We start from the raw sequence: 14,720 nt of genomic DNA, 5'->3' as shown, positions 1-14,720 counted from the left end.
ATATTAAGTTACAAATCTGTACCCAGTATTTTATTTATCGATAAAGTGGTACAATTATACTACTCATGCAGAAATCAATGCTCGTTCCAGTCAGGCGAAAGTGGCAAACAGCATTCTCAAAATGTTGTTGAAAACTGTCGCTTGGCTTTTATGCTAAAACTGAACTTAATTAGAGAGTTTATTTATTATGGTAGATAAATAATTTTGGAATTACAAGCAAAAGCCAACTTATTGAATATTAATTATTATTGGCGTTACTCCCAATATCTCTAATTTTAGCTATGAGAAGGGTAAGTTTTAAATTTGGCTTTTATATTTAACAAGAAAGTGAGTCAAGGGAAAACTCCCATTAAACAAGACAATCTTTCTTCCCTACTCCCCATTTGCCAAACAGTCAGGAGGATTTAATGAACAGTTGTGTTTTAATGGCGGAAATTATTCAAGCACCGCAACTGCGCTATACATCAGATAACTTAGCAGTTACAGAAATGCTGGTGCAGTTTCCTAATTCCCAGAAGCCAGATGATCCCCCAGCTACTTTAAAGGTTGTGGGATGGGGTAATCTAGCCACAGAAATTCAGCAAAACTATCATCAAGGCGATCGCGTCATCATCGCTGGACGTTTAGGCATGAATACCATCGACCGTCCAGAAGGATTCAAAGAAAAACGTGCTGAATTAACAGTACAACAGATTCAATCAGTTAGCGCTGACTTCGCCCCATCAGCATCAGTAGAGAGATCACCAGCCGCGACGGAAACCCCATCTCGTCCACCATCGGCGGCTGTGACTATCCAAAACGATGTTCCCACCTACGAAACACCCCGTCCAACTCCTACCCCAGCCGCTAGTAAAGTTAGTGTTGCGCCTCCAGTAACTAACTACCAACCAGTAGAAGAACCAGAAACGGATGATATTCCGTTTTAGGGGAGTAGGGAGTAGGGAGTGGGGGGAGTAAGGGGAGATAGAGAAAGAAGAATATTTACTTAGCTCATATACCTTCTGTATTTATCCCCCTCATCTTCCTCATCTCCCTCATCTCCCTCATCCCCTCCTCTCCCTCATCCCCTCATCTCCCCATTTATTCAAACTACTGCTAAAATCCAAATACTTTTTACTGACAAATTCATAAATTAACTCCCATGAGAGAAACTGTCCTAGAGGTTCGCAATCTGCAAGTTGAATTTTCCAGTGATGGCGATGCTGTCAAAGCTGTCGATGGGGTTTCTTTTGTGCTACATCGTGGTGAAACTCTAGGAATAGTTGGTGAGTCTGGAAGTGGTAAATCAGTCACCTCATTGGCGGTAATGGGTTTGTTGCAGCATCCTGGCAGAATTAGTAGTGGCGAAATCTTGTTTCGTGACCAAGCTAATGCTAATCCTATAAATTTAGCGGCTTTATCTTCTGAGGAAATGCAGCTATATCGGGGTGGAGATATTGCGATGATTTTTCAGGAACCGATGAGTTCACTGAACCCAGTTTATACGATTGGGTTTCAGCTGACAGAAGCAATTCTCCGCCATCAGCAGGTTAGTGTAAATGAAGCAAAACGGATTGCGATCGCAGGTCTGCAAGAGGTTAAACTTTTACCTAGCGATGAGCAACTTAAACAACAATATATTGAAAGTTGGCCGCAAACTAACCCCAATGCACCCCTTGATGAGTATAAAGTAGCGCAGTTGGTGAAGCAGCATAAAGAATTAATGCTGGAACGCTACCCCCACCAACTATCAGGGGGACAGCTACAACGGGTGATGATTGCGATGGCAATTTCCTGTAATCCTTTGTTGTTAATTGCTGATGAACCAACTACAGCTTTAGATGTTACCGTACAAGCAACCATTATCGATTTGTTGCGAGAATTGCAACAAAAACGGGAAATGGCGTTAATTTTTATTACTCATGACTTGGGTTTAATCTCGGAAATTGCCGACCAAGTGGCAGTAATGTACAAAGGTAAAGTTGTCGAATACGGTGCAGCAGAGCAGATTTTTAGTAATCCCCAACATCCCTACACTAAAGGATTGGTAGCTTGTCGCCCTACCCTTACCCGCCATCCCCACAAATTACTCACCGTTTCTGACTACATGAGTGTGGAGGAAACACCAAACGGACAGTTAATTATTCAAGAGAAAGAACCTGCACAACCTCCAGACATCACCTATCAAGAAATCGCCGCTAGACTAGAAAGTCTGCAACAAAAGCCCCTACTATTACAAATCCGCAACTTAAAAGTAGGGTTCCCGGTAAAAGGTTGGTTTGGGGGAACGAAACGTTACCAAATGGCAGTTAATGATGTTTCCTTTGATGTGAAAACAGGGGAAACTGTAGGGTTAGTTGGGGAATCTGGTTGTGGTAAAACTACTCTGGGTAGAACTTTGCTACGTTTAATTGAACCAATGAGTGGGCAAATTATCTTTGATGGACAAGATATTACCAATCTCAAAGGTGAACCGTTGCAAAAACTGCGGAGGGAAATGCAAATTGTCTTTCAAAATCCCTTTAGTTCCCTTGACCCCCGGATGAAGGTAGGGGATGCAGTCATGGAACCTTTGTTAATCCACTCTGTAGGTAAAACAACTCGACAACGACGCGAAAGAGTGGCGGAATTGTTAGAAAGGGTGGGTTTGAGTGCTGATGCAATGAATCGTTATCCGCATCAATTTTCTGGTGGTCAACGTCAACGGGTTTGTATTGCCCGTTCCTTGGCATTAAATCCCAAGTTTATTATCTGTGACGAATCTGTTTCTGCGTTGGATGTGTCAGTACAGGCGCAAGTATTGAATCTGCTGAAAGAATTACAGGAAGAATTTCAGCTAACTTATATATTTATTTCCCATGACTTAAGCGTCGTCAAATTTATGAGCGATCGCATTTTAGTCATGAATCGTGGTCAAATAGTTGAACAAGGCACAGCCGAAAGCATCTACCGCGAACCCAAGGAAGCCTACACCCAAAAATTAATCGCCTCCATCCCCACAGGTAGCCCAGAAAGAGTTCGTAGCCACCACCTGAAAACTTCTTAACCAAGAAAAGCGTTCAACAATGGAAAATTGACGATTAGCTCTCAGGAGTAAAAGACCATTTATAAAGTAAATCTTTAGACAACAAAGATGCCTTTAAGTTGACTAAACGACTTTTGGGTTTTGCTTACATGTGGGTTGGCGACCGTAACGGGGTTCAGATTCAAATCTTTGCGGCTGTGATTTTCTCCACTGTTCTCAACCATTTTCTTCTCAGGTAGCGTTGGCACTTTCTCAGCCACTTGAACGTATTTCTGTAAAGATGGTCTTTCGCAGTTTATATTACTTTGCTATGGCTGTTTTGCGTAGCGAAACTGATGTTGTTGTTGACTGTTTTCCATTATCAGCTTTTTGGTTTGCTCAAAGCCGAGCGCAAACGTCACTATTCACTCGCGCTCGTCTCTTGTCTGGGCTGATGCTCCTTAAATTGGCACCCATGACACCGTGCGTCTCTACCCAGGTATTTGTCGCGTTCTTTTTTTAAATTTGTATTACATCATCAAACTCGGCACAACCGCCTAAATAGAAGGGCAAAGGCTCATGGCTCTTGCACAGCAGCGATTAAATCAATAATATTCTGCTGTTAGGCATAATCTATGTTATACTTATAAATCGTGTGGTTAAGGACGTATAGCTCAGTTGGTTAGAGCGCTACGTTGACATCGTAGAGGTCACTGGTTCGAATCCAGTTACGTCCATTTTTTTACAATAACTGATGATTTTCGTGTGGTTTAAAGCATAAAGGATAACTTTGCCGCAACGATAACTTTATGCTTTAAAACTATGCTAATAAAGTAGCATTATTCAATAATCAATTCAAACAGTCTTTGTAATAAATTGCGCTATACCAGGGGCGTAATGCCTTTCTACAAAAAGTTACGGTGTTGTACTCGGTGTAGGCGTGGGTGTTTCTGTTGGCGTTTCGGTAGGAGTTGGAGTAGGGGTTTCTGTAGGAGTTGGTTCTGGTGGTGGGGTGGGATTTTCTACTGTGAGGGTGAGGCGATAATCTGCGGATGAGGATGCAGTTGAAACGACAACAAACTCATAAAATCCAGATTCAGGGAGTTGGGCTGATAAAGTGCGTTTGTCTGAATCTTCTAAAAATACTATTTTGCCAGAGGGAGAATAGACAGATAATAAAACTTTGGGGTTTGCTTGTAGTTGCAATTTTAATGATTGGTCTTTGGCTAAGTCGGCAATGAAGACTTTACCGCCAGCAGACTGTAATGTGCCACTGACTGTTTTAGTTATAGCGTCAGGATCAAAGACAATCTTTTGAAAAGCAGTACCCGCAAGGATAGCACTCAGTTTATCACTAACAAAGGCGTACCAAACCTGCCCAATTGGTTGATCAATAAAGTTTTTACCCTTTTGTTCGGGAAAGGCTTGGAAGAAGGCTGCATCACCCAAATCGTATAAAGAACGGCTACCAACGTTAATTTGATTAACTTCTACTTTCCAGCGATCGCGTTCTGCGGCAGTATAAGTACCAAGTTGTCTTCTAGCGCGAGAACTCAGTGGTGTTAGTTTATCTAGTAATTGGGCGGCTGTTGCATCCCACTCTGCCCGTAAATCCGCATCTTCTGGGCCATCGCTGAGAGTTCTGCCGCGTACACTGGGGTTTTTGTCCCAAAAGACTTGATTAACTAAATTAATATAAAAGTTAGAATCTATACCTAATTGTTGACGGCGATCGCTTAATTTTTGTTTGCGTTGTCGTTCTTCTGGGGAGTATTTATCTATAGGGCTGGTGGGTTGGCTTGTAGTTGGTGTAGGTGTGGGATCAACAGATATGGTATTGCGATCACCTTTACTCACCCCCCACCACAATAAACCAGTACCACTTACTAATACTAATGTGGCTAAAAATACTTTAGTTGGTGTCCACCAGCTTTTGGCAGGTGGTGGTAAAGGAGGCGGAGGTGGAGAAACAGCAACGGTTTCCGGTGTAGTGGGAATAGGAATAGGAACTGGAGGATGCGAGGGAGGTTGAGGTACGGGTGCTTGAGTAGGAGGATAATATACTGGTACTGGGTTGAGGGCTTGTAAAACTTGCTCGGCTGACTGATAGCGATCGCCAGGCCGAGGAGCTAACATTTTATCTAATACTTGCCCTAAAGCCGGACTCAGGCTTATTTCCCGTCGCCACTGCCAAGATAAGTTATAGGTATCAAGTAATTCTTGCGGTTGTTTACCTGTAAGCAAAACCAGTGCTGTGACTGCTAAAGCATATAAATCACTGTGGGGAGATACAGAACCAGTTTGCATTTGTTCTGGCGGTGCAAATCCGACTTTACCCAAAAGAGTGGCGGGTGGTTGGGCTGGTAATTGACCGGGTTGATAATATTGAGATGCTACAACGGCCGCTACTTGTTTAACACCACCAAAATCAATCAATACTGGCAGTTGATCGACATTGCGAAGGATGAGATTATCTGGTGAGATATCACGATGAATCACACCCAGAGAATGGATATAATCCAGCACAGGTAAGATTTGCAGCAATAGTTGACGAATTTCTGCTTCTGTAAATCGTAACCCTTGTTGTGTGCGATAACTTAGCAAACTGCTATAGGTTTCCCCTTCTACATAATCCTGAACTAAAAATAGATATTCCTTCCCCATTTGATTGACGCGGAATATTTCCCGAAAGCGGGGAATTTGAGGATGTTGTAATTTATAAAGTACATTAGCTTCCCGTTGAAACAATTCCTCTGCTTTTTGTAAAACATAGGGCGTTTGCACTTGGGGAGAAAATTCTTTTAAAATACAGAGTTCACGAAAACGGTTAATATCTTCAGCTAAATAAGTACGCCCAAATCCTCCCTGTCCGACTTGGCGCACAATCAAATAGCGATCGCTTAAAGTTAACCCCGGCTGAATCCCCTGATTCACAAAATTATCCACTAAATTCTCACCACACTTAAGACAGAACCGAGTTCCTGGATAATTCTCGTGTCCTTTTGAACAATATAAGTTAGTCATTAGTCATTAGTCATTAGTCCATAGTCCATAGTTATTCTTCCCATCTCCCCCGCTTCCCACTATTTCCCTGATCTGGCTTTACTTACTTGATCATCTGCGATCGCATACCAAATTTGACCGAAAGTTTGCTGATTCAGTTTCCCACGCCGTTGATTGGGAAACAATTTATCAAATTTTTGATTGGTGTCTTTGTTGAGATCGTTGATGGTGTAATTTCCTAGTTGTCCAGAACGTGCTTGTCGTCTCCAGTTGTCATAATCTTTTTGGGTATAGCTTCCTAGTTTTTGCCGAGATGACTTACTAAGGTTAGCCTGTTCTATTTTATTCAAAAAATCCTCAGCAACAGTGTGCCATTCTTCTCTTAAGCGTGCATCTTCCGGTTTAGATGTCAAGCTGCGTCCTTTTAATTGTGGCTTTTGAGCATAAAATAAGCTATCTACCGTCTGGATAAAAAATCTTTCGGGAATTTCTAGCTGTTGACGACGGCTAATAATGTCACTGCTGCTAGTTTTGTTTTTGTCGCCGACTGGTTGCGCCAGAGGGTTAGGTAATGATGGTAGTTCTGGTAAAGAAATTGATGGTAAGGAAATTGAAGATACACCACGCACAACGGAATTGACTAAAGCAAACGTTCCCGCGCCCGTTAACACAATTAAGCCTGTTACACCAAAGCTAATAGCGAAAGGACGTAGCCAGATAGGTAAAGGTAACTTTTGGCTGGCGGCTTGAGTCTGGCGTTGTAGTTTCCCTGCTAAAACCGTTACTTTTCGTCCTGGAGAAACTACCATTGTTTTAATCTTAGTCAGATGGGTAGATGGTGGCTTAGTCACTGCTACAGGCGCGGGTAAATCATTGAGAATTTGTGCTGCATTTTGATAGCGATCGCTGGGTTTATAAGCCAGCATCTTTTTTAACACTGTTTCCAGTTGTCTACTGACTTGAATTTCTCTACCCCAACGCCATACACCTTGGTAGCTGTCGTATAATTGTTGTGGCTCTTTCCCTGTCAGTAATACTAAAGCTGTGACAGCCAAAGAGTATAAATCACTACTTAAAAATACTTTTCCTTGTCGTAGTTGCTCCTCTGGAGCGTAACCTTTTTTACCTAATATAGTATTATTGCCAGCCAGCTTAGTTAACCATAAACCTTGAGAAGCTGGTAACTGTTTAACTCCGCCAAAGTCGATGAGAACGGGTAAATTATCAGCACGACGGCAAATTATGTTATCTGGGGAAATGTCGCGGTGAACGACGTTTTGAGCGTGAATATACGATAAAACTGGTAATATTTGTTGCAGTAAGGTAATAACTTCCTGCTCTGTAAAAGCTTTCCCCTCACTTTGACGCTGTTCTAAAAGTTGCCAATAATTGTCACCCTCTATATAGTCTTGAACTAAAAAGAAGAAATCCTTAGTACCTATCTTGGCTTGTAAAGAACCGTGAAAATGGGGAATTTGAGAATGCTGGAGTCTTTTAAGGACATTTGCTTCTCTTTCAAACAACTCCTTAGCTTTTTGTAAGTCCTCTTTTTGTTCTACTTGGGGTGCAAATTCCTTCAAAACAAAAGGTTGATTAGCCTTTTTCAAATCTTCAACTAAATAAGTCCGTCCAAAACCACCCTGTCCTAGTTGACGTATAATCCGATAGCGATTATCTATAATTTGCTGCACAGTAAGCGGCAAAGCTTCCCCGCAGTGGGTACAAAAACGATTACTGCTACGATTTGCGTGTTGCTTACTGCAATAAACCTGCATGGTTATGAAGGATATAGATGAGCATTTTTCTAAATTACTACAACGAATCTAGTGCAATTTACGAATATTGTCTAAAAAAGGATACGTTGACGGTTGACTGTTAACTGTTGACTAATGACTATGGACTAATAACTAATGACTAACAACACACACACAACCAAAGTAATTAAGGCTTGGGAGGAGTTTGTTACTACTCCCCTAGAATCTTTGCTAAAAGAACATCTCCAAACTACTGATGAGTCGGCGGTTTTGAGTTTGTTTCGTGATGTGGCTGCTAATGTACCTGCGTATCAGGCCTTTTTGGCAGAGAGGGGAATTGATGCGAATACTATTCAAAGTTTAGAAGATTTTCGCCAATTACCTGCGATCGCTAAAGATAATTACATTTCTCGTTACCCTTTAACTGATTTGTGCCGTGACGGCAACTTATCGGGTTGCGATATGATAGCGGCTTCCTCTGGTTCCACAGGTAAACCCACATTTTGGCCGCGTTTCTTTACCGATGAGTTGCAAATTGCTACAAGGTTTGAACAGATTTTTCACGATAGCTTTGCTGCTGATACTAGACGTACTCTCGCGGTGATTTGTTTCACCCTTGGCACATGGGTAGGTGGTATGTTCACCACTAACTGCTGTCGCTATCTTGCCAGTAAAGGCTACCTCATCACCGTAATTACACCGGGTAATAATAAGGAAGAAATCTTGCGGGTAGTGCAGGAACTCGGCGGTAATTTTGAGCAAGTGGTACTTTTGGGATATCCACCATTTCTTAAGGATGTGATTGATACAGGCATTGCTCGTGGTGTGGAGTGGCAACGCTATCAAATTAAACTGGTGATGGCGGGGGAAGTATTTAGCGAGGAATGGCGTAGTTTAGTCGGGGAAAGAATGGGTTCCCAAAATCCTTGTTATGACTCAGCATCACTTTACGGTACAGCCGATGCAGGTGTGTTGGGTAATGAAACCCCCTTGAGTATTTGCATCCGCCGTTTCTTAGCACAAAATCCCGCAGCCGCTAAAGCTTTATTTGGTGAATCACGTTTACCGACATTGGTACAGTATGACCCAGTAAACCGCTTTTTTGAAGTGCAAGACGGGCAATTACTATTCTCTGGTAATAACGGTGTTCCTCTTATCCGCTACAACATTTTAGACACTGGCGGCATTATTAATTATGATGCCATGCTTGAGTTCCTATCAAACTGGGGATTTAACCCTCTAGAAAATCTCACTTCCACCACTCCCAACTCCCAACTCCCAACTCCCCACTCTCCCAGAGGAGTTAACCAATTACCCTTCGTCTACGTTTTCGGACGTTCTAACTTTACAGTCTCCTACTTTGGTGCAAATATTTACCCCGAAAATGTCAGCGTAGGATTAGAACAACCAATTATTCAAGAGTGGGTAACAGGTAAATTCGTTTTACAAGTGAAGGAAGATGCTGACAAAAATCGCTTCTTATCTGTAGTCGTGGAATTAGCGCCGGGTGTAGAAGATAGCGAAGATAAACGCCAAGCCATCGCCAATTCAATTCTCACTCAACTTTTGCGGTTAAATAGTGAGTTTGCTAACTATGTTCCCCCAGAATACCAAATACCACAGGTGGCATTAGCACCAATGGGCGATCGCGAATATTTCCCCATTGGTGTAAAACATCGTTACACACGACAATAATAATTCGTAATTATTTAGGTTTAAACAATTAGCTGTAAAACTAACACATCTTCCCCTACGGAAATTAATGTTTTACCTACTGGTAGCACAGCTAAAGCATTAGTTTGAGCTAAATTAATCAAATTACCAGAACTATGACTTCCACCAGCTTTGTGAAATTCATAGGCTCCATCAATTAAATGCAAACTTCCCCAAATATAAGTTTCGCGCTTCCCGTCTGATCGCAATTCATCATGCGATCGCACTTTCATAAATCCTGGTTCCCAACCCTCCGCCATTCCCGATAGTTTCTTAATTACTGGCTGCACAAATCGCCAAAATGTTACCAATACCGCAGCCGGGTTTCCTGGTAAACCAAAATAGATAGCAGACTGGGGGAATGTGGCGACGGTAAGAGGTTTTCCTGGGCGCATTTCTACAGAGCGGATGTGAATTGTCGCGTCTAGTGCAGCTAAAATTTGATCTACGTAGTCGTAATCACCAACGGAAACGCCACCGGAAGAAATGATGATATCGGCGTTATTTACGGCGTGGGTGATAGTTTCTTCTAGAGCTTTTGGGTTATCTTTAACAATACCTAATAATATCGGTTCTGCCCCAATTTGACGCACTAAAGCGGCTAAAGCATACTGGTTAGAATCAACAATTTGTCCTCGTTGTAGGGGCTGATCTGGTGTGACAAGTTCATCACCTGTAGAGAAAATTGCTACACGGGGAAGGCGGTAAACTGTGACTTGTGGACATTGGGAAGCGGCTAATACGGCAATTTCTGCCGCAGTTAATTTAATTCCGGCTGGTAATAGTTGTGTGCCAGATTGGTAATAGGATGCTTTACGTCTGACAAATTCCCCTGGTTTTGGTGTAGTCAAAATAAACACGCGATTATCTTCTTGGCGTGTTCTTTCCTGCATCACTACCGTATCTGCACCCTTGGGGATGACTGCACCTGTAAAGATACGTGCTGCCTCTCTTGGTTGCAATGTAGATTTGGGTTGATAACCTGCGGGGATTTCTTCAATAATTTCTAAACTTACTGGTTGTTCTGCGCTGGAGTTCTGTACATCTTCGTAACGTACCGCGTAGCCATCCATCGCTGAATTATCCCAATGAGGAAAATCTAGGGAACTATCTACAGGGTTGGCGAGAATGCGTCCATTTGCTGCTAATAAATCAACAATTTCTCTATCTCGTTGACTATCTAACGGCTTAACTAAATTAAAAATAATCTCTGCTGCATCCCTGACTGATACCATAATTCTTTTAAATAAAATGAACTACAAAAATTATTTTTTATCCCCTGTCGCCTAATAAACTGACAATAGCTTTCGCTAATTCAAAGGGATCAACTGGCTTAGACATATGCTTTTGAAAGCCTGCGTCAATTGCTTGTTGTTGATCGCTGTCTCTAGTGTAGGCAGTTAAAGCGATCGCTGGAATATCACCCCCCTGTTCTTTTGGTAGCTGTCCTAGATAAATGCACAGCCAGGAATATGCAGCATGAATCGGGTAAATATAGCCTGCTCTTGTAAAGCTAGTTCTGTTTGTTTGCCCTAAAAGTCTTTTGGTGTGTGTATTTGATGTTGACTGACCTAATTTTATAGTAGAACAACTAATATCTCATCTCATTCCCACTCCTTAAGCCCATGACTATAGAACGCATCCCCAAAAAACATTACCCCAAAGCTGACCTCTGGCGACGCGGTTTCGCTTTAGGGTTAGATTTCTTTGGTGTTTGGGTAATTAGTGCTTTTTTGGGTAGTAGTGGAATTGGTATTCAATTTATTCAGATTCTCGTTTTTATTCTGGCTTGGTTGATCTTGCGGGTGTTGGTTGTTTACAACAATCAAGGGCAAAGTATAGGACGTTGGGCTTTTGATTTAAAAGTTTTAGAAGTGGAAGATGGAGAAGTTGTCCCCAGGATTCCCCAATTGCTGGCACTGTTGAAACGAGAAGCTATAATTGGCTTTGGTGTTCTTTTGGTGTCCATTGCTTTGGACAACATAAGACTTAACCCTACTGCTATACTGCTAGTGATTCCCCTAGCAATTGATTGTGGGGCTGCTTTCTCTGATACCCAACTGCGGCAAGCTTGGCATGACCGCTATGCTGGGACATTCATAGTTTCGTCGCGTCGGGGCTATTCGCTCGATTTAAAAATTAAGCGATTAGTTGAAAGTTTGCAACGGAATGTGCGAAGATAGTCATTTGTGTTAATTCTCTTCAGGCTTTAGCGTTTGTAAGATTATGGCAAAGAGTAAAGGTGTCCGTATCATAGTGACACTCGAATGTACCGAATGTAGAACCAATCCAGACAAGCGATCACCTGGTGTTTCACGATATACATCAACCAAGAATCGTCGTAACACCACTAACCGCTTAGAACTCAATAAGTTCTGCACCCACTGCAATAAACATACCGTTCACAAGGAAATCAAATAGAAATGAGTTACTATCGTCGTCGCCTTTCTCCAATTAAGCCGGGAGAACCGATTGATTATAAGGATGTTGACTTGCTGCGTAAATTTGTTACCGAACGTGGTAAAATTTTACCCCGCCGCATTACTGGGCTGACAGCTAAACAGCAGCGAGACTTGACATTAGCAATTAAACGTGCGCGTCTAGTAGCTTTGCTGCCATTTATCAATGCGGAAGGTTAATTCCATTCAGAGGCGAGAGTTTTAGATTTTGGATCAACTCAAGAAGCTACATAATAGAGTTATGTAGCTTTCGATTGTCTGAGTCCATAATCTAAAATCTCAATTAGTGTAGGATATTGTTCTACAGTTAAAATCATGAGATTTGGGATTTAGTAGTCACTATTGAAGCCTAAAATCTAAAATCTATTTGTTAACCAATTAATAAAGTTGCGAGAGTTGTGGAGAAGGGGACGCTAGTTGAATTTAGGGTTCAAGGCGATCGCCGTTTGGGCGTGATAGACCGTCCAGACGGAAAGACCCGTTGGTTTGTGGTGGATGAACGCGGTCAATCCCACAGCCTCGCGCCTAGACAATTTACCTATACCGTTAACGGCAAAACATACAAGTCATCAGAAATAGATAGTTTTCTGGAGGAGGTCAAGCCTTATCTTGACCCCTCAAGCTTGGAAGTGGCTTGGGAGTTACTGGTGGAAGATGGGGAAACAGTCACGCCATCACAAATGGCTAACCTGTTATTTTCCCAATCCGATTCCGCCCCCTGTTATGCTGCTCATTGCCTGTTATCAGACGATAAGTTATTTTTTAAGCAAAAAGGTGATGCTTACGAACCGAGAACGTCCGCTCAAGTAGCCGAACGTAAGCACCAAATAGAAGTAGAAGCCCTCAAAGCTAGGGGACAACAAGAATTTCTGATCCGTGTAGAACAAGCACTCCAAGGTGAAACCGTAGATTGGCAACGCCACGACCGCCAGCGCTTGGAAGCTTTGGAAAAATACGCCACACTCCTGGCGGACATCGTTAAGGTTGGGCTAAACTATGATACCCTCCCTCGTGCCTATCCTCCCCCAGCCCCAGTATTAGAAACGATGAATATGTTGGGGCGACCAGCAACCCCCCAAGGAGCATTTCAATTATTGGTAGACTTGGGATGGTGGAGTCCGACCGAGAACTTGTTCCTGCGTCGTTCGGCAATTCCAGTCCAGTTCCCTAGTAAGGTGTTAGAAGTGGCGCAACAGCGTTTGGATTTCCCGCCAACAGATTTAGATACAAATCGCCTTGATTTGACTCACCTGAAGGTGTATACAGTTGACGATGAAAGCACCACAGAAATAGATGATGGGCTGAGTTGGGAATCACTTCCTGATGAGCGGGAAAGATTATGGGTACATATCGCCGACCCAACACGCTACCTAGCACCAGAAGACGATTTAGACCTAGAAGCCAGAAAGCGCGGTAGTACAGTATATTTACCAACGGGGATGATCCCCATGTTCCCCGAAGTATTAGCAACTGGCCCTATGAGTTTGGTACAGGGTAAAGTTTGCGGTGCTTTAAGTTTTGGCGTTATTTTGAGCCAGACAGGGGCAGTAGAAGATTTTACCATTCATCCCAGTTTAATTAAGCCTACCTATCGCCTCACCTACGAAGACGTAGATGAGATGTTGGAATTAGGAGTACAAGCAGAACCAGAAATTGCGGCGATCGCTAATTGGGCAACTAAGCGCAAAGCTTGGCGGTATAATCAAGGCGCAATCAGTATTAATATGCCGGAGGCGATGATCAAAGTCAAAAATGACGACATCAGCATCGACATTTTAGACGATTCTCGCTCACGCCAGTTAGTAGCAGAAATGATGATTCTCACTGGGGAAGTAGCCGCCCGTTATGGTCAAGTACACAACATCCCCTTACCCTTCCGTGGTCAACCACAACCAGAATTACCCCCAGACGACGAATTACTTAGCCTTCCCGCCGGCTTTGTCCGCGCCTGCGCCATGCGGCGTTGTATGCCCAAAAGTGAAATGAGTATTACGCCTGTGCGCCACGCTGGTTTAGGTTTGGATACATACACCCAAGCCACATCACCCATTCGCCGCTATAGTGACTTACTCACCCACTTTCAACTCAAAGCCCACCTCCGGGGCGAAGTTCCGCCATTCACCGCCGAAGAACTCAAAGAAGTGATGATGACCGTTACCAGTACCACTCAAGAATTGACAATGGTAGAACGGCAAACCAATAGATACTGGGCGTTAGAATATTTGCGCCGCCATCCTGAAGAAATCTGGCAAGTCACAGTGTTAATGTGGCTGCGAGAAGATAGTAACTTAGCGCTGATATTACTGGAAGATTTGGGTTTACAGTTACCGATGGTATTCAAGCGATCGGTGAGATTAGGCGAACAAGTATTAGTAAAAGTGAGTATTTCCGACCCACAAAAAGATGTAATCCAGTTCCAAGAAATTATTTACCAAGAAGCACAGACAGCTGCTAACTAACTTATACATAAGTTTCAGTTAGGGGCATTATATTTAATGAGTAACGTACTCTTTATTTCATATAATAGATGCGTTACTATTTATCTGTTCCTATAGGAAATAGCAAGTAGAGTTACGGTTCCACAAGCAATAAAGCTAATTAAATTTCCATACATCAAAATCAAATCTTTTTGGTAATAACCATAGAAGACACTATTTAACTGGATTACATTAAATCCAGCAAAAGTGATTAAAGAAATGTTTTTTGCACTTTTTGTTTTAATAATTCTTATAGCTTGAGGTATAAACAAGCTAGCATTAAAAACGAAGCCCAATCCAAAAATAAAAGTGATAATTTCTCTCATTATTA

At 42.4% G+C, this 14,720-nt stretch carries 11 protein-coding genes, 1 tRNA gene and 1 pseudogene; 9 read left to right on the top strand and 4 right to left on the bottom strand.

The annotated features are described in order from the left end of the window. Window positions 1–407 precede the first annotated feature (407 nt). The 4 genes and pseudogenes from NSMS1_RS15050 to NSMS1_RS15040 all read left to right on the top strand — a co-directional run bounded on the left by NSMS1_RS15050 (window position 408) and on the right by NSMS1_RS15040 (window position 3,720). Entirely contained in the window at window positions 408–926 is a 519-nt protein-coding gene (locus NSMS1_RS15050; protein ID WP_224094836.1) for a single-stranded DNA-binding protein, read from the top strand. Between the two features lie 215 nt (window positions 927–1,141). Beyond that, a complete protein-coding gene (locus NSMS1_RS15045) occupies window positions 1,142–3,025 on the top strand; it encodes an ABC transporter ATP-binding protein (protein WP_224094834.1) in 1,884 nt (627 codons plus the stop codon). A gap of 83 nt (window positions 3,026–3,108) precedes the next feature. Beyond that, window positions 3,109–3,438 (top strand): annotated as a pseudogene (locus NSMS1_RS35455) (IS4 family transposase); the annotation flags it as partial. Between the two features lie 208 nt (window positions 3,439–3,646). Beyond that, window positions 3,647–3,720 (top strand) — tRNA-Val (locus NSMS1_RS15040). Window positions 3,721–3,898: 178 nt separating this feature from the next. Here the strand turns inward: NSMS1_RS15040 and NSMS1_RS15035 are convergent. Both NSMS1_RS15035 and NSMS1_RS15030 read right to left on the bottom strand, forming a co-directional pair. Next, the gene (locus tag NSMS1_RS15035; protein ID WP_224094832.1) at window positions 3,899–6,007 is read right to left on the bottom strand and encodes a serine/threonine-protein kinase; all 2,109 of its coding nucleotides are present in this window, start codon (window positions 6,005–6,007) and stop codon (window positions 3,899–3,901) included. A 59-nt stretch (window positions 6,008–6,066) separates the two neighbouring features. Then, window positions 6,067–7,761, bottom strand: a complete 1,695-nt coding sequence (locus NSMS1_RS15030; protein WP_224094830.1) for a serine/threonine-protein kinase — start codon at window positions 7,759–7,761, stop codon at window positions 6,067–6,069. Between the two features lie 135 nt (window positions 7,762–7,896). Between NSMS1_RS15030 and NSMS1_RS15025 the strand changes: the two genes are divergently transcribed. Then, on the top strand, window positions 7,897–9,435 hold the full coding sequence (locus tag NSMS1_RS15025) for a phenylacetate--CoA ligase family protein (protein WP_224094815.1): 1,539 nt from the start codon (window positions 7,897–7,899) through the stop codon (window positions 9,433–9,435). A gap of 20 nt (window positions 9,436–9,455) precedes the next feature. On the opposite strand, the gene glp is transcribed toward NSMS1_RS15025, so the two are convergent. Further along, entirely contained in the window at window positions 9,456–10,688 is a 1,233-nt protein-coding gene (glp, locus tag NSMS1_RS15020) for a gephyrin-like molybdotransferase Glp (RefSeq protein ID WP_224094813.1), read from the bottom strand. Window positions 10,689–11,078: 390 nt separating this feature from the next. Here glp and NSMS1_RS15015 point away from each other — a divergent pair, with 390 nt between their 5' ends. The 4 genes from NSMS1_RS15015 (at window position 11,079) to NSMS1_RS15000 (ending at window position 14,371) form a co-directional block, all read left to right on the top strand. After that, a complete protein-coding gene (locus NSMS1_RS15015) occupies window positions 11,079–11,636 on the top strand; it encodes an RDD family protein (RefSeq protein ID WP_224094811.1) in 558 nt (185 codons plus the stop codon). Between the two features lie 43 nt (window positions 11,637–11,679). Further along, on the top strand, window positions 11,680–11,874 hold the full coding sequence (gene rpmG, locus NSMS1_RS15010) for a 50S ribosomal protein L33 (protein ID WP_224094809.1): 195 nt from the start codon (window positions 11,680–11,682) through the stop codon (window positions 11,872–11,874). Between the two features lie 2 nt (window positions 11,875–11,876). Continuing rightward, window positions 11,877–12,092 (top strand): 30S ribosomal protein S18, encoded by a 216-nt coding sequence (gene rpsR, locus NSMS1_RS15005; protein WP_067763256.1) that lies wholly within the window; start codon window positions 11,877–11,879, stop codon window positions 12,090–12,092. Window positions 12,093–12,310: 218 nt separating this feature from the next. Then, on the top strand, window positions 12,311–14,371 hold the full coding sequence (locus NSMS1_RS15000) for a ribonuclease catalytic domain-containing protein (protein WP_224094807.1): 2,061 nt from the start codon (window positions 12,311–12,313) through the stop codon (window positions 14,369–14,371). Between the two features lie 80 nt (window positions 14,372–14,451). Here NSMS1_RS15000 and NSMS1_RS14995 read toward each other — a convergent pair whose 3' ends face one another. Beyond that, window positions 14,452–14,715 carry a SemiSWEET family sugar transporter gene (locus NSMS1_RS14995; protein WP_224094805.1) on the bottom strand — a complete coding sequence of 88 codons (264 nt, stop codon included), beginning with the start codon at window positions 14,713–14,715 and terminating at the stop codon, window positions 14,452–14,454. Between the last annotated feature and the right edge of the window lie 5 nt (window positions 14,716–14,720).

This window comes from Nostoc sp. MS1, assembly GCF_019976755.1.
Lineage (GTDB): Bacteria > Cyanobacteriota > Cyanobacteriia > Cyanobacteriales > Nostocaceae > Trichormus.
Note: the sequence above shows the minus strand (reverse complement) of the source record. Positions and strands in the feature narration are given on the sequence as shown.

Excerpts from the sequence above, each read along its gene's own strand:
- NSMS1_RS15050 (WP_224094836.1), top strand. The coding sequence starts at position 408 with ATGAACAGTTGTGTTTTAATGGCGGAAATTATTCAAGCACCGCAACTG.
- NSMS1_RS15045 (WP_224094834.1), top strand. The coding sequence starts at position 1,142 with ATGAGAGAAACTGTCCTAGAGGTTCGCAATCTGCAAGTTGAATTTTCC.
- NSMS1_RS15035 (WP_224094832.1), bottom strand. The coding sequence starts at position 6,007 with ATGACTAACTTATATTGTTCAAAAGGACACGAGAATTATCCAGGAACT.
- NSMS1_RS15030 (WP_224094830.1), bottom strand. The coding sequence starts at position 7,761 with ATGCAGGTTTATTGCAGTAAGCAACACGCAAATCGTAGCAGTAATCGT.
- NSMS1_RS15025 (WP_224094815.1), top strand. The coding sequence starts at position 7,897 with ATGACTAACAACACACACACAACCAAAGTAATTAAGGCTTGGGAGGAG.
- glp (WP_224094813.1), bottom strand. The coding sequence starts at position 10,688 with ATGGTATCAGTCAGGGATGCAGCAGAGATTATTTTTAATTTAGTTAAG.
- NSMS1_RS15015 (WP_224094811.1), top strand. The coding sequence starts at position 11,079 with ATGACTATAGAACGCATCCCCAAAAAACATTACCCCAAAGCTGACCTC.
- rpmG (WP_224094809.1), top strand. The coding sequence starts at position 11,680 with ATGGCAAAGAGTAAAGGTGTCCGTATCATAGTGACACTCGAATGTACC.
- rpsR (WP_067763256.1), top strand. The coding sequence starts at position 11,877 with ATGAGTTACTATCGTCGTCGCCTTTCTCCAATTAAGCCGGGAGAACCG.
- NSMS1_RS14995 (WP_224094805.1), bottom strand. The coding sequence starts at position 14,715 with ATGAGAGAAATTATCACTTTTATTTTTGGATTGGGCTTCGTTTTTAAT.